This window comes from Streptomyces sp. PA03-5A, assembly GCF_033792725.1.
In the GTDB taxonomy this organism is placed as follows: Bacteria; Actinomycetota; Actinomycetes; order Streptomycetales; family Streptomycetaceae; genus Actinacidiphila.
Map to the genome: position 1 here is coordinate 183,109 of NZ_JARAVL010000006.1, position 24,459 is coordinate 207,567.

General features: G+C 75.2%; 4 protein-coding genes. 2 read left to right on the forward strand and 2 right to left on the reverse strand.

All coding sequences use genetic code 11. From position 1 onward, the window contains the following. Window positions 1-4 precede the first annotated feature (4 nt). Both PV410_RS09540 and PV410_RS09545 read right to left on the reverse strand, forming a co-directional pair. Window positions 5-1,066 carry a FecCD family ABC transporter permease gene (locus PV410_RS09540; RefSeq protein WP_500323615.1) on the reverse strand — a complete coding sequence of 354 codons (1,062 nt, stop codon included), beginning with the start codon at window positions 1,064-1,066 and terminating at the stop codon, window positions 5-7. 2 nt (window positions 1,067-1,068) lie between these two features. After that, a complete protein-coding gene (locus tag PV410_RS09545) occupies window positions 1,069-2,094 on the reverse strand; it encodes a FecCD family ABC transporter permease (protein ID WP_500323616.1) in 1,026 nt (341 codons plus the stop codon). A 202-nt stretch (window positions 2,095-2,296) separates the two neighbouring features. Here PV410_RS09545 and PV410_RS09550 point away from each other — a divergent pair, with 202 nt between their 5' ends. Next, window positions 2,297-24,190, forward strand: a complete 21,894-nt coding sequence (locus tag PV410_RS09550) for a non-ribosomal peptide synthase/polyketide synthase (protein ID WP_500323713.1) — start codon at window positions 2,297-2,299, stop codon at window positions 24,188-24,190. Further along, window positions 24,187-24,393, forward strand: a complete 207-nt coding sequence (locus PV410_RS09555) for an MbtH family protein (protein ID WP_500323618.1) — start codon at window positions 24,187-24,189, stop codon at window positions 24,391-24,393. The genes PV410_RS09550 and PV410_RS09555 overlap by 4 nt, the downstream gene beginning before the upstream one ends. The last annotated feature ends 66 nt before the right edge of the window (window positions 24,394-24,459 follow it).

Below are 24,459 nucleotides of genomic sequence, written 5' to 3' on the forward strand. Positions count from 1 at the left end.
GGGTTCAGCCTCCTGAGCCCGCGCGGTTGGCGCGGATGAGCAGCCAGAGCAGGACCGGCGCGCCGATGACGCCGGTGACGATCCCGACCGGGAGTTCCGTGCCGGGGATCGCTTCGCGCGCGATGAGGTCGGACCCCAGGACGACCAGCGCGCCGGTCAGTCCCGAGGCGGCCGGCGGTGGCCACGCCGTGCCGGCCATCCGCTGGGCGATCTGCGGGGCGGCCAGCGCCACGAAGGCGACCGGTCCGGCCGCGGCCGTGCCGAAGGCGATCAGCCCGACGCCGATGAGCAGCAGGGCCAGCCGCACCGGCTGCACCGGCGTGCCGAGGCCGGCCGCCACGTCGTCGCCCAGTTGCAGGGTCCGCATCCAGCGCCCCATGCCGAGCGCGAGCGGCACGAGGACGGCCATGGCGACCGCGAGCTGCGTGACCTGGTCCCAGGTGCGGCCGTTGAGGTTGCCCACCAGCCAGCCGAGGGCGGCCTGCGCCTCGAACCGCTCGCCGCGCGCGACCAGGTAGTCCGTGGCGCTGGTGCACATCCAGGACACGCCGATGCCGACCAGGATGATGCGGTAGCCGGTGGCACCGCCCTTCCACGCCAGCGCGTACACCAGCAGCGCCGTGACCAGCGCTCCGAGCAGGCCGAAGCCCTGGGTGCCCAGGCCGCCGTCCCAGCCGAGCACGATGCCCGCGACCACGGCGGTCCCCGCGCCCTCGGTCAGCCCGATCATGTCGGGGCTGGCCAGCGGGTTGCGGGTCATGGTCTGGTACAGCGCGCCGGAGATGCCGAACGCGATGCCGACGAGTAGTCCCGCGAGCGCGCGCGGCAGCCGCAACTCCCGTACGACCAGCACCGTTCCGGGGTCGCCGGCGCCGGTGAGGGCCTTGACCACGTCGGCGAACCCGATGGGGTAGTCCCCGAGGGACACGCCCCAGCAGAAGAGCAGGAACACCGCGACGGCCAGGGCGGCGCACACGGCGACCAGCCGCGGCCGGAGCACGCCGGAGACCGGTGGGGCCGCCAGGCGGAAGGGCCGGCGGCCGCGGAGGGGGGCGAGGGCGGTCATGCTCAGACCTCCGCGAGTTTGCGCCGGCGGACGAGGGCGACGAAGAACGGGCCGCCGATGAAGGCGACGAGCACTCCGGCCTGGACCTCGGTGGGCCGTGCGACGACCCGGCCGAGGATGTCCGCGGTGAGCAGCAGGCACGGGGCGAGCACCGCCGAAAGCGGCAGCAGCCAGCGGTGGTCGGGGCCGATGCCCGCGTGCTGGGCCAGCACCCGGGCGACGTGCGGTACGACCAGGCCGAGGAAGACCACCGGGCCGATCACGGCGACCGACGCGCCCGTGAGAAGCATCACCGCGACGACCCCCTGCAGGCGTACGAGGCCGAGCCGGCGTCCGAGGGAGGCGGCCACGTCGTCGCCCAGGGCCAGGCTGTTGAGCGCGGGGGCGGCGGCGAGCGCGAGCACCGCCCCGACCGCCAGGAACGGCAGGATGCTCCGGACGACGGTGCCGTCCTGGTCGGCGAGGGTGCCCGCGGACCAGAAGCGGTAGCGGTCCAGGGCGTCGGGATCGGTGAGGACGATCGCGTTGGTCAGCGAGAACAGCAGGAAGGTGACGGCGACTCCGGCCAGCGCCAGTTTCACCGGCGTCGCGCCCGAACGGCCCGTCCGGCCCAGCAGGAAGACCAGCACGCTGGTGCCGAGCGCGCCGGCGAAGGCGAACCAGATCGTGCCGTACAGCGAGCCGAGCCCGAACAGGGCGATGGCGACGACGATCCCGAAGGACGCGCCCGCGCTGACCCCCAGGATGCCGGGGTCGGCGAGCGGGTTGCGGGTCAGGGCCTGCATGAGCGCGCCGGACAGCCCCAAGGCGGCGCCCGCGGTGAGGCCGAGGACGGTGCGCGGTACGCGGACGGTCCAGACGATGTTGTCCACGAGATGGCTGGAGGGGTGGCCGAAAAGCGCCCGGACGACCTGGTCCGGGGGGATGTCGACGGCACCCAGCCCGATCGACAGCACGCACAGTCCGGCCAGGGCGACGACCGGCAACACGACGAGCAGGGCGGGGCGCAGGTGTCCGCGCGCGGTCACCGGCCTGGCTCCACGGCCAGCATCCTTAGGTTAGGCACACCTTAACCCTACCGCCGTGAACTGTGCGGTCACGCCCCGCCGGGGAGGTCTATCAAGTTAGGTAATGCTTACCTTAATATGGCGAGCGGTCGCGGCTCGGTCGAGTCGATTCCGCACATAAGGGAAGGCACGGGCACCGGTGTCGGGTAACGAAGAACTGGCGATGGCGGCAAGGGACTTCTGGCGCGAGCGGCTGATTCCGCTCGCACAGGAGACCGTTCTCCCCGTCGACTTCCCCTATCCGCAGCGTCCCGCGGGACCGGCCGCGGTGCGCTCCCGTGCCCTGCCCGGCACGGCCGCGGGTCAGGAACGGCACCTCGCGGCGTACGTCGCCCTGCTCCACTACTACGGCGGCGGGGCCACCGACCTCGTCCTCGCCCACGACGGCGTGCCGCTGCGCGTCGCGCTCACCGCCGACACCACCTTCGCCGGGCTCACCGCGCAGGTGGCCGACGCCGCGGAGCGGGCCCACGCCCACCGCGTCCCGGCCACCGTGCTCGCCGCCGAGCTGGGCGCCGCGGCGACCCGCGGTGGCGGTCTGCTCTGCAACACCGGCTTCGCCGCCGGTGACTGGGCGGGCGGCCCCCTCGACCTCGAACTGCGGGTGGTGTCCGGCGAGATCCACGCCGCCTACCACCCCGGCCTCTTCGAGGCCGCCACCGTCGACCGGATCCTCGGCCACTACGCCACCCTCCTCGCCGACGCCACCGCGCACCCCGACCGCGTCGTCGGCGACCTCGCAACCCTCGACGGGCCGGAGCGGCACCGCGTCCTCCACGAGTGGAACGACACCGGCCACGACGTGCCGCTCGCCACCTGGCCCGCCCTGTTCGCCGAGCAGGTCCGCACCCGGCCCGACGAGACCGCCCTGGTCTTCGAGGACGTCCGCCTCACCTACGCCGAACTCGACGCCCGCGCCAACCGGCTGGCCCACGCCCTCGTCGCCCGGGGCGCCGGCCCCGAGACGGTGGTGGCACTGGCCGTGCCACGCTCGGCCGAGCTGATCGTCGCCGAGGTCGCGGTGCTCAAGTCCGGCGCCGCCTACCTGCCGGTCGACACCGACTACCCCGCCGACCGCGTCGCCTACATGCTCGCCGACGCCACGCCGGTGTGCCTCGTCACCACCGCCGAGGTCGCCGCCGACCTGCCCGGCGAGGTGCCCACGCTGCTCTTGGACGCCCCGGACACCGTCGCCGAGCTCGCCGGGCTGCCGGCCCACGACCCCGAGTCCGGCGGCCGGCTGACGGTCGCGAACGCCGCGTACGTCATCTACACCTCCGGCTCCACCGGCCGGCCCAAGGGTGTCGTCCTCTCCCACGCCGGCGTCGCCAAGCTCGTGGCCACCCAGAGCGAGCGCTTCGGCATCGGCCCCCACAGCCGGGTGCTGCAGTTCGCCTCCCCGAGCTTCGACGTCGCCTTCTGGGACCTGTGCCTCGGCCTGCTCTCCGGCGGACGGCTCGTCGTCGTACCCTCCGAACGACGCGTCCCCGGCCCGCCGCTGGCCGACTACGCGAACGCCCACGGCGTCACCTTCATGATCCTGCCGCCCGCGCTGCTCGCCGCCATGCCCGACGACGTGCACCTGCCCGCGGAGGCCACGCTGCTCGCCGGCACCGAGCGCGTCTCGCCCGAACTCGTCGGCCGCTACGCGCGCGGCCGCATGATGTTCAACGCCTACGGCCCGACCGAGGCGACCACCAACTCCACGCTCGGCCTGTGCGATCCCGACACCCCGGCCGGCACCATCGTGCCCATCGGCGTGCCCGACCCCGGCACCCGCGCCTACGTCCTCGACGCCCGGCTGCGGCCGGTCCCCGCCGGTGTCGCGGGAGAGCTCTACCTCGGCGGCGCCGGGCTGGCCCGCGGCTACCTCGGGCGGCCCGACCTGACGGCCGAGCGCTTCGTCGCCGACCCCTTCGGCGAGCCGGGGGAGCGGCTGTACCGCACCGGCGACCTCGTGCGCTGGAAGTCCGACGGGCGGATGGAGTTCCTCGGCCGCGTCGACAGCCAGGTCAAGATCCGCGGCTTCCGCATCGAGCCCGGCGAGATCGAGTCCGTGCTGCGCGCCCACCCCGGCGTCGCCCAGGCAGCCGTCGTCGTCCGCGAGGACCGGCCCGGCGACCGGCGGCTGGCCGCCTACGTCGTGCCGTCGCTCGACGGCGACGCCGAGGTCGCCGAGTGGAAGGACCTGCACGAACTCCTGTACTCCGCCGCGGGTTCCGAGGGCTTCCGGGAGAACTTCGCCGGCTGGAACAGCATGTACGACGGGCTGCCCATCCCGCTCGCCGACATGCGCGAGTGGCGGACGGCCACCATCGAGCGCATCGCCGCGCTCGCGCCGCGCCGCGTCCTGGAGATCGGCGTCGGCAGCGGCCTGCTGCTGTCCCGCCTGGCCCCCGGCTGCGAGGCGTACTGGGGCACCGACGTCTCCGAGGAGGCCGTCGCCGCGCTGCGCGCCCAGATCCGCGACGTACCGGAACTCGCCGGGCGCGTCGAGCTGTCGGCCCGCCCCGCGCACGACACCACCGGACTGCCCGCGGGCCACTTCGACGTCGTCGTCATCAACTCCGTCGCCCAGTACTTCCCGGGCGCCGACTACCTCCAGGACGTGCTGCGCAAGGCCGCCGCGCTGCTCGCCCCCAGTGGTGCGATCTTCGTCGGCGACGTGCGCAACCTGCGGCTGCTGCGCACCCTGCGCGCCGCCGTGGAGAGCCGCCGCGGTGCCGGCGACGAGGGCGCCGCCGGTGACGCCGCCGACAAGGAGGCGTTGCGCGCCGCCGTCGACCGCTCGGTGGCGTGGGAGGGCGAACTCCTCGTCGACCCGGACTGGTTCACGGGCCTCGACGGTTTCGCCGCCCAGGTGCGCGTCAAGCGCGGCGTCCACCACAACGAGCTGACCCGCTACCGCTACGACGTCGAACTGCGCCCGGCACCCACCTCGGTGGAACCGGACACGAGTGACGAGATCGCATGGGCGGCCCTCGGCGGCCTCGACGCCCTGGACGCCCGGCTCGCCGCGCGCCCGGAGCGGCTGCGCGTCACCGCCGTGCCCAACGCCCGCCTCACCGAGGACCTCGACGCCCTCGCCGTCCTCGACGACAGCAGCCGCCCCGGCGCCGACGGCGCCGGCAGCGTCGATCCTGAATCGCTGCACGAACTCGCCGCGCGGCACGGCCTGTCCGCCGCCCTGACCTGGACCGGGGACGCCGACGACGGCAGCGTCGACGCCGTCTTCACCACAGAGGGCGCCGACCCGGGCCCGCTGTACCGGCCCGGCGGCGGCCGCCCGCTCGCCAACCGGCCCGCCCCCTTCCGCGACGTCACCGCGCTGATGCGCACGCTGCGCGCGCACGCCGCCGCATTCCTGCCGGAATACATGGTCCCCGCGGCGCTCGTGCCCCTGGACCGACTGCCGGTGACGCCCAGCGGCAAGCTCGACGGCGCCGCCCTGCCCGTCCCCGACTACGCCGCCCTCAGCTCGGGCCGCGCCCCGCGCGACGCCCGCGAGGAGCTGCTGTGCGCCCTGTACGCGCAGGCCCTCGGTGTGCGGACCGTCACGATCGACGACGACTTCTTCGCGCTCGGCGGCGACAGCATCGTGGCGATCCAGCTGCTCGTCCTCGCCCGCCGCGCCGGCCTGCGCCTCACCCCGCGCGAGGTCTTCCGGCACCGCACCGTCGCCGCGCTCGCCGAAGTCGCCCAGGAGGGCGGCCCGGACGACGCCACCGCGGAGGAGCAGGCCGCGCCCCTGCTGTCCCTGACGGACGCCGAACTGGCCGCGCTGCGCGGCGAACTCGCGGTCACCGTCGACGAGGTGCTGCCGCTCGGCCCGCTGCAGGAGGGCTTCTTCTTCCACGCCCTCGTCGACGGCGCCGACCACGACGCCTACGTCGTGCAGCAGGCCGTGGAGCTGTCAGGACCGGTCGACGGCGCCGCCCTGCGGCGCGCCATGGAACGTCTCCTGGAGCGGCACGCCCCGCTGCGCGCCTGCTTCCGCCAGCTCCCCGACGGCCGGCCCGTCCAGGTCGTCACCAGTGGCGCCGTGCTGCCCTGGCGCGAGGTCGACCTGTCCGCGCAGGAGGACGGCGTGCGCCGCGGCCTCGCGGACGCCGTCGCCGCCGACGAGCGGTCCCGGCTGTTCGACCTCGCGCGGCCGCCGCTGCTGCGCTGCGCGCTCGTCCGCCTGGGCGCGGACCGCAGCCGCCTGCTGCTGACGTTCCACCACATCGTCGCGGACGGCTGGTCGCTGCCCGTCCTCCACCGCGAGCTGATGGCCCTGTACGCGGACGACCCGGCGCCGCTGCCCGCGGTGCCCGCGTACGCCGGCTACCTGCGGCGTATCGCCGCCGCCGACCGGGACGCCGCCCGCGCCGCGTGGCGTACCGCGCTCGCGGATCTCGAAGGCCCCACGCGTCTGGTGGACGCGCCCGCCGACGGCGGCCCGGTCGAGCCCGCACAGGTCCGCGTGGAGCTCTCCGAGCGCGTCACGGCCCGCCTCGCGGCCCGTGCCCGCGAGCTCGGCGTCACCCTCGGCACCGTCGTGCAGGGCGCCTGGGGCCTGCTGCTGGGCCGGCTGACCGGACAGCAGGACGTCGTCTTCGGCACCACCGTCTCCGGCCGCGACGCCGCCGTCGACGGCATCGACTCCATGGTCGGCCTGTTCATCAACACCCTGCCGACCCGGCTCGCCTGGGACCCGGCCGCCGGCCTCGGCACGCTGCTGCGCCGCCTCCAGGACGAGCAGAGCACCCTGCTCGACCACCAGCACCTCGGCCTCGCCGAGATCCAGCGGGCCGCCGGGCACGCGGGCGGCGGCGAACTCTTCGACACCCTCGTCGTCTTCGAGAACTACCCCGCCGAGACCGGCCTCGCCGACCCCTCGGGCACCGTACGCGTCAGCGGCCACGCCTTCCACGACACCGTGCACTATCCGCTCGCGCTCATCGTGAAGCCCGGCCGCCGCATGGACCTGCGGCTCAAGCACCACGCGCGCCGGATCGACGCCGAGGCCGTCCGCGCCCTCGGCGACCGGCTCACGCTGCTGCTGGAAGCCATCGCCGACGATCCCGGCCGCCCGGTCGGCTCCGTCGACCTGCTCACCCCGCACGAGCACGCCACCGCCCACCTCGACGGCGCCGTCCGCGACGTCCCGGCCACGACACTGCCCGCCGCCATCGCCGCGCAGACCGCCCGTACCCCCGGCGCGACCGCCGTCGTGTACGGCGACACCACCCTGACGTTCGCCGAACTCGACGCGCGCGCCGAGGCGCTGGCCGCGCGGCTGCGCGCCCGCGGCGCCGGACCGGAGGGCTTCGTCGCCGTCGCCGTCCCCCGCTCGGCGGACCTCATGGTGGCGCTGCTCGGCGTCCTCAAGTCCGGCGCGGCCTACCTGCCTGTCGACCTGGACTACCCCGCCGAGCGCGTCGCCTACATGCTCGCCGACTCCGGCGCCACCACCGTCGTCACCACGGCGGCCGACGCCCCGCGGCTGCCCGCCGTGGAGGGCCTGACGCCGCTGCTGGTCGACGCCCCCGCCGAAGATGCCCAGGGGAACGGTGCCGGTGCGGCGGCCCGGCCCGACGACCCGGCGTACCTTATCTACACTTCCGGCTCCACCGGCCGCCCCAAGGGCGTGGTCGTCACCCACCGCGCCGTGGTCAACCGCCTCGCGTGGACGCAGGGCGAGTACGGCCTGACGGCCGACGACCGCGTCCTGCAGAAGACCCCGTCCAGCTTCGACGTCAGTGTGTGGGAGTTCTTCTGGCCGCTGTGCGAGGGCGCCGCCGTCGTCCTCGCCCGGCCCGACGGGCACCGCGACCCGGCCTACCTCGCCGGGCTCGTCCGCGAACAGGGCGTCACCACCCTGCACTTCGTGCCCTCCATGCTGGAGGCGTTCCTCAGCACGCCGGAGGTGACCGCCGACGCCTCGTGGGCGGCGAGCCTGCGCCGCGTGCTCAGCAGCGGCGAGGCCCTGCCCGGCGCCGCCGCCGCGCGCTGGCAGGCGCTCACCGGGGTGCCGCTGCACAACCTCTACGGGCCCACCGAGGCCGCCGTCGACGTCACCCACCACGCCTTCGACGGCGCCCCGGACACCACCGTGCCCATCGGTCGCCCGGTGTGGAACACGGGCCTGCGCGTGCTGGACGCCTGCCTGCGCCCGGTGCCGGACGGCGTGCCCGGCGAGCTCTACCTGACCGGTGTGCAGCTCGCCCGCGGCTACCACGGCCGCTCCGCGCTCACCGCCGAGCATTTCGTCGCCGACCCGTACGGCGCGCCCGGCGAGCGGATGTACCGCACCGGCGACCTCGTGCGCCGGCGTTGGGGGTCCCCCCGGCCGGAGGCCGGGGGAGGTGTCGTGGAGTACCTGGGCCGCACCGACCGCCAGGTCAAGCTGCGCGGCAACCGCATCGAGCCCGGCGAGACCGAGGCCGCCCTCGTCCGGCTCCCGGAGGTCGCCCAGGCCGCGGTGACCGTCCGCGAGCAGCGCCTCGTGGCGTACGTCGTCCCGACGCGCGACTCCCGCCCGGACACCGCCGCCCTGCGCGCCGCCGTGGCCGAGCTGCTGCCCGCGCCGCTCGTCCCGGACGCCTTCGTCGTGCTGGACGCGCTGCCGCTGACCCCCAGCGGCAAGCTGGACCGCGCCGCGCTGCCCGCGGCCGAGGCCGAGCGCGCCCCCGCCCGCGCTCCGCGCACCGGCCGCGAGCGCACGCTGACGGAGGTCTTCGCGGCCGTCCTCGGCCTGCCGGACGCCGGCCCCGACGACGACTTCTTCCTCCTCGGCGGCGACAGCATCAGCTCCATAGGCGTCGCCAGCCGCGCCCGCGCCGCCGGTCTCGAACTGACCCCGCGCGACGTCTTCGAGCACCGCACCCCCGCCGCCCTCGCCCTGGCCGCCCGCACCGGCGCCGCCGCCGTGGAGCGCACCGGGCCGGTCCGCCCCGAGCTGACGCCCGGGGAGACCGAGCGCGTCCACCGCACCGCCGGGGGAGCGGTCGCCGGGATCTGGCCGCTCGCCCCGCTCCAGGAAGGCCTGTTCTTCCACTCCGCCTACGACGACGGCGCCCTGGACGTCTACACCGTCCACGAGACCTTCGATTTCGCCGAGCGCCTGGACGAGGACCGGCTGCGCGCCGCCGCCCGCACCCTGCTCGACCGCAACCCGGGGCTCCGCGCCGGGTTCACCAGCGACGGGCTGCGCCAGCCCGTGCAGTTCATCGTCGCCGAGCCCGAAGTGCCGCTGGAGACGGTCGACCTGTCGGCGCTGCCCGCCGCCGAGCAGGAGGCGCGGCTGCGCGCCCTGATGGACGAGGAGCGCACCCGCCGCTTCGACCTGTCCGCGCCGCCCCTGTTCCGCATGCTGCTCGTACGCCGCGGCGCGGAGCTCGGCGACCGCCTCGTCATCGGCCGCCACCTGATCCTGTGGGACGGCTGGTCCGCCTGGCTCTTCCTCGACCAGCTCTTCGCCCTCTACGCGACCGGCGGGGACGACACCAGCCTGCCGCGCCCCGGCTCGTACGGGGACTACCTGGCCTGGCTCGGCACCCAGGACGACGCCGCCGCGACCGCCGCCTGGCGCGCCGCGCTGGCCGGCCTGGAGGAGCCCACCCTGCTCGTGCCGGCCGTTGCCGACGCGGGCCTGGAACCCGTCATCCCCGAGCAGTTGGACGCTCTGCTCCCCGCGGAGCTCGGCGACTCGCTGCGCGAGCGGGCCCGCGCCCACGGCCTCACCCTCAACACGGTGCTCAACGCCGCCTGGGGCGTGACCCTGGCCTCGGCGACCGGCCGCACCGACGTCGTGTTCGGCACGACCGTCGCGGGCCGGCCGGCCGAGGTGCCGGACGTGGAGAACGTCATCGGCATGTTCCTCAACACGGTGCCCGCCCGCGTCGCCCTCGACCCGGCGGAACCCGTCCTCGACCTGCTGCGGCGCATCCAGGGCGAGCGCCTGGAACTGATGCCGTACGAGTACCTGGGCCTGGGTGTGCTGCAGGCCGAGACCGGACACCGGCGGCTGTTCGACACCCTCTTCGTGCTGCGCAACAACGACACCGAGGACCGGCTGGAGCGGCTGCGCGCCGAGCACGGCGCCACCGCCGTCGCCAACGCCGACGCCACGCACTACCCCGTCAACCTGATCGTGACGCCGGGGCAGCGCGTCCTGGTCACCCTCGCGCACCGGCCCGACGTCGTCCCGCACGAGGCCGCCCGCGCGCTGCTGGACCGCTTCACCGTCCTGCTGGAGGGCATGGCGCAGGACCTGACGGCCCCCGTCGGCCGTCTCGACCCGCTGCTGCCCGCCGAACACGCGGCCCTGGAGCGGGAGTGGACCGGCAGCCGGGTCCCGGAGCCCACCGAGACCATCGCCGACCTCCTCGCCGCGCAGGCCGCCCGCACCCCGGACGCCACCGCCCTCGTCTTCGGCGAGCGCACCCTCACCTACGCCGGACTCGACGCCGCCGTGAACCGCACCGCCCGGCTGCTGCTCGCCCGCGGCGCGGGCCCGGAGAAGGTCGTCGCGCTCGGCCTGCCCCGCTCCGCGGAGATGGTCGTGGCCCTCTTCGCGGTGCTGCGGACCGGCGCCGCCTACCTGCCGCTGGAGCTGGACCACCCGGCCGACCGGCTCTCCCTGATGCTGGAGGACGCCCGGCCCCTGCTGCTCCTGACCCACGCGGCCGTCTCGGCCACCCTGGACGCCGGCACCCCGCGGGTCCTGCTCGACGACCCGGCCGTCGCCGACGAGCTGGCGGAGCTGTCCGACGCCCCGGTCGTCGCGGACTTCAGCCTGGAGCACCCCGCGTACGTCATCTACACCTCGGGCTCCACCGGCCGCCCCAAGGGCGTCGTCACCCCCTACCGGGGCCTTACGAACATGCAGCTCAACCACCAGAAGGAGATCTTCGAGCCGGCGATCGCCGCGGCGGGGGGCCGGCGGCTGCGCGTCGCGCACACCGTCTCCTTCGCCTTCGACATGTCGTGGGAGGAGCTGCTGTGGCTCGTCGAGGGTCACGAAGTGCACGTCTGCGACGAGGAGCTGCGGCGTGACGCCCACGCGCTGACCGCCTACTGCGAGCGGCACCGCATCGACGTCGTCAACGTCACTCCGACCTACGCCCGGCTGCTCATCGAGGAGGGCCTGCTCGAAGGGCACGTCCCGCCGCTGGTGCTGCTCGGCGGCGAAGCCGTCCCCGAGACGGTCTGGACGCGGCTGCGCGACACCCCGGGGAGTTACGGCTACAACCTGTACGGCCCGACCGAGTACACCATCAACACCCTCGGCGGCGGCACCCACGACAGCGCCACGCCCACTGTCGGCCGCCCCATCCGCGGCACCCGCGCCCACATCCTCGACGCCTGGCTGCGCCCGGTGCCCGACGGCGTCCCCGGCGAGCTGTACATCGCGGGTGTCGGCCTGGCCCGCGGCTACCTGGACCGGCCCGGCCTGACCGCCGAGCGGTTCGTCGCCGACCCCTTCGGCGAGCCCGGCGAGCGGATGTACCGCACGGGCGACCTGGTGCGGCGCAATGCCGATGGCAACCTGGACTTCCTTGGCCGTACCGACGACCAGGTCAAGATCCGCGGCTACCGCGTCGAGCCCGGCGAGATCGAGACCGCCCTCAGCCGCCACCCGCGCGTCTCGCAGGCCGCCGTCGTCGTCCGCGACGACCGGCTGATCGGCTACGTCGTCCCCGCCCCCGCCGAGGCCGCCGAACGCGAGTCCACCGAGCGCGCCCAGGTCGGCGAGTGGCAGGAGATCTACTCCGACGAGTACGAGGAGATCTCCACCGCCGTCTTCACCGAGGAGTACGCGGGCTGGGACAGCTCCTACGACGGGCGGCCCATCCCCTTCGACGACATGCACGAGTGGCGCGAGGCCACCCTCGCCCGCATCCGCGAACTGCGCCCGCGCCGCGTCCTGGAGATCGGCGTCGGCTCCGGCCTGCTGCTGTCCCGGCTGGCCCCGGAAGCCGAGGCTTACTGGGCCACCGACTTCGCCGCCCCCGTCATCCGCAAGATCGGCGAGGAGCTGCGGCGGGACCCGGAGCTCGCCGCCAAGGTGGAGCTGCGCTGCCGTCCCGCCGACGACCTGCAGGGGCTGCCCATCGGGTACTTCGACACGATCGTCATCAACTCCGTCATCCAGTACTTCCCCAGCGTGGCCTACCTGGAGTCGGTCGTGCGCGGAGCCATGGAGCTGCTCGTCCCCGGCGGCGCGCTCTTCGTCGGCGACGTCCGCAACCTGCGGCTCGCCCGCACCTTCCACACCGAGATCCAGCGCGCCCGGGGCACCGGCGGAGCGGAGTTCGAGCGGGCCGTGGAACGCGGCCTGCGCCTGGAGAAGGAACTCCTGGTCGACCCCGACTTCTTCGCGCACCTCGGCTACGGCCTCGACCTGCGCACCAAGCGCGGACGCCACCACAACGAGCTGACCCGGCACCGCTACGACGCCGTGCTCTACCGCGGCGAGGCCTCCGTGCGGCTGGGCGATGAGTCCGTGGCGGCGTGGTCGCCCGGTCTTGCCGAGCGGCTGCGCGGGGAGCGGCCCGAACGGCTGCGCCTCACCGGTGTGCCGGACGGCCGCGTCCGTCCGGACGGCGTCGACCCGGAGACCCTGCACGAACTGGCCGCCGACCTCGGCTGCCGCGTGCTCACGACGTGGGGTGCCGAAGCCGGCACCTACGAGGCCGTCCTCGTCCCGGCCGGCACCACCGGCACGACCGCCGGCCTGTACCGGCCGGGCGGCGGCAGCGCCCCGTACGCCAACGACCCGGCGGCGGGCCGCGACGCGAGCGCCCTGGTCCGCGTGCTGCGCGAGGACCTGAAGCGCGAACTGCCCGAGTACATGGTCCCGGCCGCCTTCGTCACCCTCGACCGGCTGCCGATGAACGCCAACGGCAAGCTCGACGTGCGGGCGCTGCCCGACGCCGAGCCGGCCGTGGCCCTCGGCGGCGGACGCGGACCGCGCACCCCGCAGGAAGAGGTGCTGTGCCGTCTGTTCGCCGAGGTGCTGGCCCTGCCGTCGGTGGGCGCCGAGGACGACTTCTTCGACCTGGGCGGCCACTCGCTGCTCGCCACCCGCCTGGTCAGCCGGGCCCGCACCGAGCTCGGCGCCGAACTCGCCATCCGCGACCTCTTCGAGGCCCCGACGCCCGCCCGGCTCGCGGAGCGCGCCGACGCCGGACGGCCCGCCCGCCCCGCGCTCACCGCGGCCGCCGAACGGCCCGCCCTCGTCCCGCTCTCCGCCGCGCAGCGCCGCCTGTGGCTGGTGGAACGCCTCACCGGCGGCGGCGCCGCGTACAACTTCCCGCTCGTGTTCCGGCTGCGCGGCGCCCTGAACACCGACGCCCTGCGCCGGGCCCTGGGCGATGTCGCGGGGCGCCACGAGGCGCTGCGCACCCTGATCGGCGAGCAGGACGGCGAGCCGTACCAGCGGATCGTCCCCGCCGCCGAGGCGCTGCCCGGGTTCAGCGTCGCCGACTGCGCCGGGTCCGAGCTCCCGGGGCTGATCGAGGCCGCTCAGCGCCGCCCCTTCGACCTGGCGACGGAACTGCCGCTGCGCTGCGAGGTGTTCCGGGTCGGCGCCGACGACCACGTGGTGGCCGTCGTACTGCACCACATCACCACCGACGAGTGGTCCGACCGCCCCTTCATGGCGGACCTGACCGCCGCCTACACCGCCCGCGCCGCGGGCTCCGCCCCGGCCTGGCAGCCGCTGCCCGTCCAGTACGCGGACTACACCCTCTGGCAGGAGCGCCTGCTCGGCACCGTCGGTGACACACAGCTCGCCTACTGGACCGAGCGGTTGCGCGACCTGCCCGAGGAGCTGGCGCTGCCGCTCGACCGGCCGCGTCCCGCCGCGCCCACCGGCGCCGGCGCGATCGTGCACGGTGAGGTGCCCGTGGAACTGGGCCGGGAACTGCGGGAGCTGTCCACCGCGACCGGCACCAGCATGTTCATGCTGTTCCAGGCCGCGACCGCCGCGCTGCTGCACCGGCTCGGCGCGGGCGAGGACGTCCCGCTCGGCGCGCCCATCGCCGGCCGTACCGACAGCGGCCTCGACGACCTCGTCGGCTTCTTCGTCAACACCCTCGTGCTGCGCACCGACCTGTCCGGCGACACGCTGACGTTCCGTCAATTGCTGGGCCGGGTACGCGAGTCGGCTCTGGAAGCCTTCGAGCACCAGGACATGCCCTTCGACCGGGTCGTGGAGGCGGTGAACCCGCCGCGCGCGGCGGGCCGCAACCCACTGTTCCAGGTGATGCTGGGCTACCACCACCGCCCGGACGGCGACCCCGACGTCTTCGGGCTGCCCACCGAGTGGTTCGACATGGACACCGGCACGGCCAAGTTCGACCTCGACTTCACCTTCGTCGACCACGGCGAGGCACACCCGCTGGCTCTGCTGCTGGAGTACGCGACCGACCTGGCCGACGAGGCCACCGCCGCGCTGCTCGTCGCCCGGCTGGTCCTGCTGCTGCGGCAGGCCGCGGCCCACCCGGACCTCCCGCTGGCGGAGTTCGACCTGCTCACGCCCGCCGAGCACGAGGCCGCCGCCGTCGCCTGGAACGACACCGCGCGGCACGGCGCGGAGACCCGGGCGGTGCCCGAGATCCTCGCCGACACCGTCCGGGCCCACCCGGAGCGGACGGCCGTGGTGACCGCCCCCGGCACGCTGACCTTCGCCGAACTGGGCGACCGGGTCGGCGCCCTGGCCGGCCTGGTCCGTGCGCACGGCGCGGCCGAGGGCACGGTGGTGGCCCTCGCGCTGCCGCGGCACGCCATGGTCCCGGCGATCCTCGGCGTGCTCGCCTCGGGCGCCGCCTACCTGCCGCTCGATCCCGCCCTGCCCGCCGACCGGCTGGAGTTCATGCTCCGCGACGCGGGCCCGGTCTGCCTGCTCACCACCGCCGACCTCGCCGAACGCCTTCCGGCAACGCCGGGCGTCGCGCGGCTGCTGCTCGACGGGCCGCTGCCCGAAGCCGAGTTCGCACGCCCGGCCGGGTACCCGGCGCTGGGGGCCGCATACACCATCTACACCTCCGGCTCCACCGGTACCCCCAAGGGCGTCGTCGGCACCCACCGGGGCCTGTCCAACCTCTTCGGCGCCCACCTGCGCGACATGGTCGAACCGGCGGTCCGTGCCACCGGCCGCGACGTCCTGAAGGCCGCGCACACCGCCTCGTTCAGCTTCGACGCCTCCTGGGACCCGCTGCTGTGGCTGCTGGCGGGCCACGAACTGCACGTCGTGGACGAGACCACGATGACGGAACCGGCCGCGCTCCTCGCGCACCTGGCGGAGACCGGAGCCGACTACGTCGACCTCACCCCGACCTACCTGGGCGAGCTGACCCACCACGGCTTCCTCGCCGCGGGCGGCTACGCGCCCGCCGTCCTCACCGTCGGCGGCGAGGCCACCCCGCCCGCCCTGTGGCAGCGGCTGTCCGAGCTCCCCGGCACCCAGGTGCACGACCTGTACGGGCCCACCGAGGCCTCCGTCGACGCCTACGGACGCCACAGCGGGGCCCGGGAGTGGGCGGCGCCGCTGGACAACACCCGCGCGTACGTCCTCGACGAGCGGCTGCGCCCGGCACCGCTCGGCGTGCCAGGCGAGCTCTACCTCGCCGGAGCGGGCCTGGCCCGCGGCTACCTCGGCCGGCCGGACCTGACGGCCGAGCGGTTCGTGGCCGACCCGTACGGCACCCCCGGCGAGCGCATGTACCGCACGGGCGACCTGGCGCGACGCCGGGCCGACAGCACCCTTGAGTACCTGGGCCGTACCGACGACCAGGTCAAGATCCGCGGCTTCCGCGTGGAGCCCGGTGAGATCGAGTCCGTCCTCACCGCCGATCCCGGTGTGTCCACGGCCGCCGTCGTCGTCTGCGAGGACACCCCCGGTGTGCCGCGCCTCGTCGCGTACGTCGTCCCCGCCCCCGGCCACGATCCCGGCCACGAGCCCGACCCCGCCGCGCTGCGCGCCCGTGTCGCCGCCGCGCTGCCCGAGCACATGGTGCCCGCCGCGTTCGTGCACCTGGCGGCGCTGCCGCGCACCGTCAACGGCAAGCTGGACCGGGCCGCGCTGCCCGCGCCCGACCTGTCGTCGGCGGTCGGCGGACGGCTGCCCCGCACCCCGCGTGAAGAGCTGCTCGCCGAGCAGTTCGCCGCCGTGCTGGGCCTGGAACGGGTCGGCATCGACGACGACTTCTTCGTCCTCGGCGGCCACTCGCTGCTCGCGATGCGCCTGATCAGCCGCATCCGTACCGCGCTCGGTATCGGGGTGACGCTGCGCGCCGTCTTCGACGCGCCCACCGTCGCCCGGCTCGCCGCCCTGCTGGACGGTCAGGGCGCGCAGGAGCGTCCGGCCCTGACCGCGGGCCGCGCCCTGCCCGAGCGGCTGCCGCTCTCCTCGGCCCAGTGCCGGCTGTGGCTGCTGCACCAGGTCGACGCCGCCGACCCCTCGTACAACCTCCCGGCCGCCTGGCGCCTGACCGGCGCCCTGGACCGTGCCGCGCTGGAGGCGGCGCTGAACGACCTCGTCGCCCGCCACACCACCCTGCGCACGCTCTTCCCGGCCGTGGACGGCGTGCCCCACCAGCACGTCCTGGCGCCGGAGCGGGCGCGCGTGACGCTCGGCACCGCGGCCCCGGACGAGCTGCCCCGGATCGCCGTACGGCCGTTCGACCTGGAACGCGAACTGCCGCTGCGCGCCCACCTGTCCGCGACCGGTCCTGACGAGCACCTGCTGCTGCTCGTGCTGCACCACATCGCCACCGACGAGTGGTCCGACCGGGCCCTGCTCGCCGACCTCGGCACCGCCTACGCCGCGCGCGCCGCGGGCCACGGCCCCGACTGGGGGCCGCTGCCGGTGAGTTACGCCGACTACACGCTCTGGCAGCGCGAGCTGCTGGAGCACTCCGGCGACGGCCTGCTCGCCTACTGGACGGAGACCCTGCGCGGCCTCCCCGAGGAACTGGCGCTGCCCACCGACCGGCAGCGCCCCCAGGAGTCCTCGCACACCGGCGGCACCGTGGGCTTCACGATCCGGCCCGAGCTGGAACGCGCCCTGCGCGCGCTCGCCCGCCGCGAGGGCGCCAGCATGTTCATGGTCTCCCAGGCCGCCGTCGCCGCCCTGCTGCACCGGCTCGGCGCGGGCGAGGACATCCCGCTCGGCGCGCCCGTCTCCGGACGCGCGGACGAGCGCCTGGAGGACCTCGTCGGTTTCTTCGTCAACTCCCTCGTGCTGCGCACCGACCTGTCCGGCGAGCCCGGCTTCGCGGAGCTGCTGCGCCGCGTCCGGACGGCCGACCTCGCCGCGTACGAGCACCAGGAGCTGCCCTTCGAGCGGCTGGTCGAAGCCCTCAACCCGGGCCGTTCGCTGGCCCGGCACCCGCTCTTCCAGGTGATGGTCGTCCATCTCGCCGAGCGCGCCGGCACCCCCGTGCTGCCGGGCCTCACCGCACGCCCGGAGCCGGTCGGCCAGGACACCGCCAAGTTCGACCTCAGCTTCGACTTCGTCGAGCAGGGCGAGGGCAACGGCATCCAGGGCTGGATCGAGTACAGCGCCGACCTCTTCGACCGGCCGACCGCCGAACTCCTCGCCCGCCGCATGGAACGCCTGCTGGAGCAGGCCGCCGCCGCACCCGAGCGGCCCGTCGGGCACCTGGACGTACTGGAGGACGACGAACGCACCCGCGTCCTGGGGGAGTGGAACGCCACCGGCCACGCCGTGCCCGGCCTCACCCTCCCCGAGCTGTTCCGCGCCCAGGCCGCCGCGACCCCGTCCGCGCCCGCGCTGCTGGTGGAGGACACCCCGGTCGGGTACGCGGAGCTGGAGGCCCGCGTCGAACGCCTCGCCCACGTCCTCGCGGGCGCGGGCGTCGGCCCGGAGTCCACGGTGGCCGTCGCGCTGCCGCGTTCGGCGGCCCTGGTCGTCACCCTGCTCGCCGTCCACCGCGCGGGCGGCGCCTACCTGCCGCTCGACACCGACTACCCGGCGGAGCGGCTGGCGTTCATGCTCGCCGACGCCCGTCCGGTGTGCGTGGTGACCACCGACGGCGTCGACCTGCCGGACACCGACGCGCCGCGCCTCCTGGTCGACGCCGACGGCGCCGCGGCGGCGGACGCCGCCACCGGCCCGCTCCCGCAGGCGTACGACCCGCGCCGGCCCGCCTACGTCATTTACACCTCCGGCTCGACCGGCCGCCCCAAGGGCGTCGTCATACCGCAGGAGGGCATCGTCAACCGCCTGCTGTGGATGCAGGACACCTACGGCCTGACCGCCGACGACCGCGTGCTGCAGAAGACGCCGTCGAGCTTCGACGTGTCGGTCTGGGAGTTCTTCTGGCCGCTGATCACCGGCGCGACGCTCGTCGTGGCCCGCCCCGAGGGCCACAAGGACCCGGCCTACCTCGCCAGGCTGATCCAGGACAGCGGCGTCACCACGGCGCACTTCGTGCCGTCGATGCTGCGCGCCTTCCTCGACGAGCCGGCCGCGGCCGGCTGCACGGGGCTGCGCCGTGTGGTCTGCAGCGGCGAGGCGCTGCCCGCCCCGCTCGCCGCCCGTTTCCACGAGGTGCTGGGCACGGCCGGGCTGCACAACCTGTACGGCCCCACGGAGGCGTCCGTCGACGTCACCGCCCGGCACGTCACGCCGGGGGCCACCGCCGTCCCGATCGGCCGCCCGGTGTGGAACACCCGCACCTATGTGCTGGACGCCTCGCTGCGCCCGGTTCCCCCGGGCGTGCCGGGTGAGCTGTACCTCGCGGGCGTGCAGCTGGCGCGCGGCTACCTCGGCCGGCCCGGGCTGACCGCCGAAGGGTTCGTCGCCGACCCGTACGGGGAGCCAGGGAGCCGGATGTACCGCACCGGCGACCTGGCGCGCTGGACGCGCGAGGGAGAGCTGGACTACCTGGGCCGCGTCGACGACCAGGTCAAGCTGCGCGGCTTCCGCGTCGAACCGGGCGAGATCGAGGGAGTGCTGACCGGGCATCCCGCGGTCGCCTCGGCAACCGTCCTGCTGCGCGACGAGCGCCTGGTGGCGTACGTCGTCCCCGCCCCGGGACGGGACGCCGGCACGGCGGCGCTGCGCGCCCACGCGGCCGCCGCGCTGCCGGAGCACATGGTGCCCGCCGCCTTCGTGGTCCTGGACGAGCTCCCGCTCACGCCGAACGGCAAGCTCGACCGCGCGGCCCTGCCCGCGCCGGACTTCGCCGCCCAGGTCACCGCGACCGCGCCCCGCACCCCGCGCGAGGAGCGCATGTGCGAGCTCGTCGCCGCCGTCCTCGGCCTCGAACGGGTCGGCGCCGACGACGACTTCTTCACCCTCGGCGGCGACAGCATCGTCGCCATGCAGCTCGTGGTCCGGGCCCGCGCCGCCGGGCTGACGATCACGCCGCGCGACGTCTTCCGCCACAAGACCCCCGCGGGCCTGGCGGCCGTCGCCGTCGACACCGTCCGCGAGGACACCGCCGACGACAACGAGCTGCTGCCCGGCCTCACCGACGCCGAGCGCGCCGAACTTCCCGGCGCCGGAGCGGCCGAGCTGCTGCCGCTCACCCCGCTCCAGGCCGGCCTGCTCTTCCACGCCTCCTTCGACTCCGGCGACCAGGGCCCCGATGTCTACACCGTCCAGGTGTCGTACGACATCGAGGGCGAGCCCGACCCCGAGCGGCTGCGCGCCGCCGGGCAGGCCCTGCTCGACCGGCACGAGAGCTTGCGCGCGGGCTTCCGCTACTTGTCCTCCGGCCGCCCGGTGGCCGTCGTGCCGCGCTCGGTGCCGCTGCCGTGGCGCCACGTCGACCTCACCGCCGTCCCGGACGCCGGGCAGGAGTGGGAGCGTCTGCTGCTGCAGGAACGCCGCCGCTTCGACCCCGCCGAACCGCCGCTGCTGCGGCTGCTGCTGGCCAGGACGGGCGAGGGCGCCCACCGCCTCGTCCTGTCCCACCAGCACCTGCTGCTCGACGGCTGGTCGGTGCCCCGCCTGATGGCGGAGCTGACCGCCCTCTACGACGGGGCCACCCCGCCCGCCGGCGCCCCCTACCGCGACTACCTGCGCTGGCTCGCCGCGCAGGACACGGCGGCCTCCGCGGCCGCCTGGGCCGCGGCCCTGGACGCGCTGGAGGAGCCCACCCACCTGGTGCCCGCCGACGCAGGCCGGGCGCCGGTCGTGCCGCTCACCCACACCGTCGAGGCCGACGAGGAGCTGACGGGGGCGCTGGGCGCGCTCGCCCGGCGCCGCGGGCTCACCGTCAACACCCTCGTGCAGGCCGCCTGGTCGGTCGTGCTGTCCCGGCTGACCGGCCGCGACGATGTGGTGTTCGGCGCGACGGTCGCGGGCCGTCCGCCGGAGCTGGACGGCGTCGAGTCCATGATCGGCCTGTTCATCAACACCGTGCCCGTACGCGTCCGGCTGCACCCGCAGGAGCCGGTCGGCGCCCTGCTGGACCGCCTCCAGGACGAGCAGTCACGCCTGCTGCCGCACCAGCACCTGGGCCTCGCCGACATCCAGCGCGGCGCCGGGCTCGGCGACCTCTTCGACACGCTGATGGTCTTCGAGTCCTACCCGGTGGCGGAGGAGACGGGGGGCGTCGACGAGGCAGCCCTGCGCCTGTCGGTGCGCGAGCACGAGGACTCCACGCACTACCCGTTCGCCTGGGCCGTCGAACCCGACGAACGCCTGCGCCTGACGGCCGAGTTCCGCCCCGACCTGTTCACCCCGGCCGCCGCCGGGCGCATCGCCTCGGCGATGCTCTCCGTCCTGTCGGCGATGGCCGCCGACCCGGACGCCGCCGTCGGCCGCATCGACATCCTCAGCGACGCCGACCGGCGCCTGCTGCTGGAGACCTGGAACGACACGGCCCTGCTCCCGCGGGCCGGCCACGCCACCGTCCCCGCCCTCTTCGCGGCGCAGGCCGCCGCGTCCCCGGACGCGGTCGCCGTCACCGACCCGTCCGTGACGTGGACCTTCGCCGAACTGGCCGCACGCACCGACCGGCTGGCCCGCGTGCTGGCCGGCGCGGGCGCGCGCCCCGAGGGCATCGTGGCGCTGGCGCTGCCCCGTACCGCCGACCACATCACGGCGATCCTGGCCGTCATGACGGCGGGCGCCGCCTACCTGCCCGTCGACCCCGACCTGCCCGCCGACCGCGTGCTCGACATGCTCGCCGACGCGGCGCCGCGGCTGATCCTCACCACGCGGGAACTCGCCGCGTCCCTGCCGGACACCGGCGTCCCGGTGCTGCACCTGGACGCCCTCGACGGGCTGCCCGAGGCGGCCCCGCAGGCACCGGCCCCCGACCACCCGGCGTACGTCATCTACACCTCGGGCTCGACGGGCCGCCCCAAGGGCGTCGTCGTCACCCAGCGCAGTCTCGCCAACCTCTTCCACAGCCACCGCCACGACCTCCACGACCGCGCCAAGGAGCTGACCGGGCGCCGCCACCTGCGGGTCGGCCACGCCTGGTCGTTCTCCTTCGACGCGTCCTGGCAGCCGCAGCTGTGGCTGCTGGACGGGCACGCGCTGCACATCGTGGACGACGAGACGCGCCGCGACGCGGAGCAGCTCGCCGCCCTGATCCGCGCCGAGGGGCTGGACTTCATCGAGGTCACCCCGTCGCTGCTCGCCCAGATGGCGGAAGCCGGACTGATCCGCGACGGGAACTGTCCGCTGGCGGTGGTCGGCGTCGGCGGCGAGGCCGTGCCGGACGCCCTCTGGTCGCGCCTGGCGGCGCTGGAGTCCACCGAGGCCTTCAACCTGTACGGGCCCACCGAGGCCACCGTCGACGCCCTCGTCGGGCGGGTCGCCGACAGCGACCGGCCCGTCGTGGGCCGCGCCGTGCGGGGCACGCGGGCCTACGTCCTGGACGGCTCGCTGCGCATGGTCCCGCCCGGCGTCACCGGCGAGCTGTACCTGTCCGGCGCCGGGCTCGCCCGCGGCTACCTGGGCCGCCCCGACCTGACGGCCGAGCGCTTCGTCGCCGACCCGTACGGCCCGCCCGGCGCCCGGATGTACCGCACCGGCGACCTCGCGCGGTCGACGGAGGAAGGGCAGCTGGAGTACGCCGGCCGCTCCGACGACCAGGTCAAGATCCGCGGCTACCGGGTCGAGCTCGCCGAGGTCGAGACCGCCCTCGCCGCGCACGGCACCGTCGCCCAGGTCGTCGTCACCGCCCGCGAGGACCGCCCCCGCGTACGGCAGCTGGTCGGCTACGTCGTCCCCGCCGGGGGCCGCACCGCCGACCCCGCCGCCCTGCGCGCCCACGTGGCGGCGGGCCTGCCGGAGTACATGGTCCCGGCCGCCGTGGTCGTCCTGGAGCGGCTGCCGCTGCTGTCCAACGGCAAGCTGGACCGCAAGGCGCTGCCCGCCCCCGACTTCACCGCGGGCACGGGCGGCCGCAGGCCCGGCAACGACACCGAACGCACCCTGTGCGGCCTCGTCGCCGAGGTACTGGGACTGCCCGCCGAGGCCGTCGGCACCGACGACGACTTCTTCGCCCTCGGGGGCGACAGCATCGTCGCGATGCAGTTCGTCAGCCGGGCCCGGGCGGCAGGGCTGCGGATCACCCCCCGTCAGGTGTTCCAGCACCGCGACGTGGCCTCGCTCGCCGAGGTCGCCGTCCCGCTCGCGGGCGACGAGCTGGTCCGCACCCACGACGACGGCACCGGTCTCGTCCCGCTCACCCCGATCATGCACGCCCTGCGCGAGCGCGGCGGCCCCATCTGGGGCTACCACCAGGCCGCCTTCCTGCAGACCCCGGCGGACCTGGACGAGGACGGCCTGCTGGCGGTCCTGCGCGCCGTGGCCGACCGGCACGACATGCTCCGCGCCCGCCTGGAACGCACCCGCACCCAGCCGTGCCACAGGGGCGACAGCGGCGAGCAGTGGGCGCTGCGCGTGCCCGCCCCGGGCACCGTCGACGTGGCGTCCTGGCTCGCCCGCGCAGACGTCTCCGGCGCGGACGACACCGCGCTGCGGGAGGCGATCTCCGCCCACGCGGTCACCGCGCGCGCCGGACTCGACCCCGACACCGGCGACATGGTGCGCGCGGTGTGGTTCGACGCCGGGCCCGGACGTCCGGGACGGCTGCTGGTGCTCCTGCACCACCTCGTCGTCGACGGCGTGACCTGGCGCATCCTGCTCCCCGACCTCGAGACCGCCTGGGCGGCCGTCGCGGCGGGCCGCGCACCGGAGCTGCCCCCCGTGGACGTCTCCTTCCGCCGCTGGTCCGAACTTCTCACCGCCCGCGCCCTCGACCCCTCCCGCGAGGACGAACTGCCCCGGTGGACCTCGGTCCTCGCGGACGGCGCGGGCCTGCCGCTGGCCCGGCCGCTGGACACGGCACGCGACACCGTGGAGAGCACCCGCTACCTGTCGCTGACCCTGCCCGCCGAGGTCACCGGGCCGCTGCTCGGGCGCGTGCCCGCAGCGTACGGCGCGAGCGTCAACGACGTGCTGCTGACCGCCTTCGCGCAGGCCGTCGCCGACTGGCGGACCCGCCTGCTCGGCGCGGAGCCCGGCACCGCCGTCCTCGTCGACCTCGAAGGCCACGGCCGCGAGGAGGAACTCGCCGGCAACGCCGACCTGTCCCGCACCATCGGCTGGTTCACCAGCGTCGTACCGGTCCGCCTCGACCCGGGCCCGGCGGGCCCCGACCCCGACGAGGCAGTCGCCCGCGTCCGCGAGCACCTGACGGGCCTGTCCACCGGCGGCGTCGGACACGGCCTGCTGCGGTACCTCAACCCGGTCACCGGTCCGGAGCTGGCCCGGCTCGCCGAGCCGCAGATCGAGTTCAACTACATGGGCCGCTTCGACGTCCCCGAGGCCGCCGACTGGTCGTACGCGCCGGAGGGCGACGCCGCCGACCTCGACGCCGACCCCGGGATGCCGATGTCCCACGCCCTCACCCTCAACGCCCTCACCGAGGACCGCCCCGGCGGCCCCGAGCTGAGCGCCCACTGGGCCTACGCCGGCGAACTCCTCACCGAGGAGGCCGTCCGGGATCTGGCGCAGACCTGGTTCCGGGCCCTTGAGGCCCTGGTCACACGGAAGGAAACCACCCGATGAGCAGCAACCCCTTCGAGAACCCCGACGGCGTCTACTCCGTCCTGGTCAACGCCGAGGGCCAGCACAGCCTGTGGCCGGACTTCGTCGCCGTCCCGGCCGGCTGGACCGTCGCCCACGGCCCGGCCGCCCGCCAGGAATGCCTGGAGTACATCGAGACCAACTGGACGGACCTGCGCCCGAAGAGCCTCGTCGAAGGCCGCTGACCGGGAACGCACGGAAAGAGGCCGGGAGGGGCCGCCCCGCGGGGCGGCCCCTCCCGTACGTCCCTG

Coding starts and splice junctions, on each gene's coding strand:
- PV410_RS09540 (WP_500323615.1), bottom strand. CDS start 1,066: ATGACCGCCCTCGCCCCCCTCCGCGGCCGCCGGCCCTTCCGCCTGGCG.
- PV410_RS09550 (WP_500323713.1), top strand. CDS start 2,297: ATGGCGGCAAGGGACTTCTGGCGCGAGCGGCTGATTCCGCTCGCACAG.
- PV410_RS09555 (WP_500323618.1), top strand. CDS start 24,187: ATGAGCAGCAACCCCTTCGAGAACCCCGACGGCGTCTACTCCGTCCTG.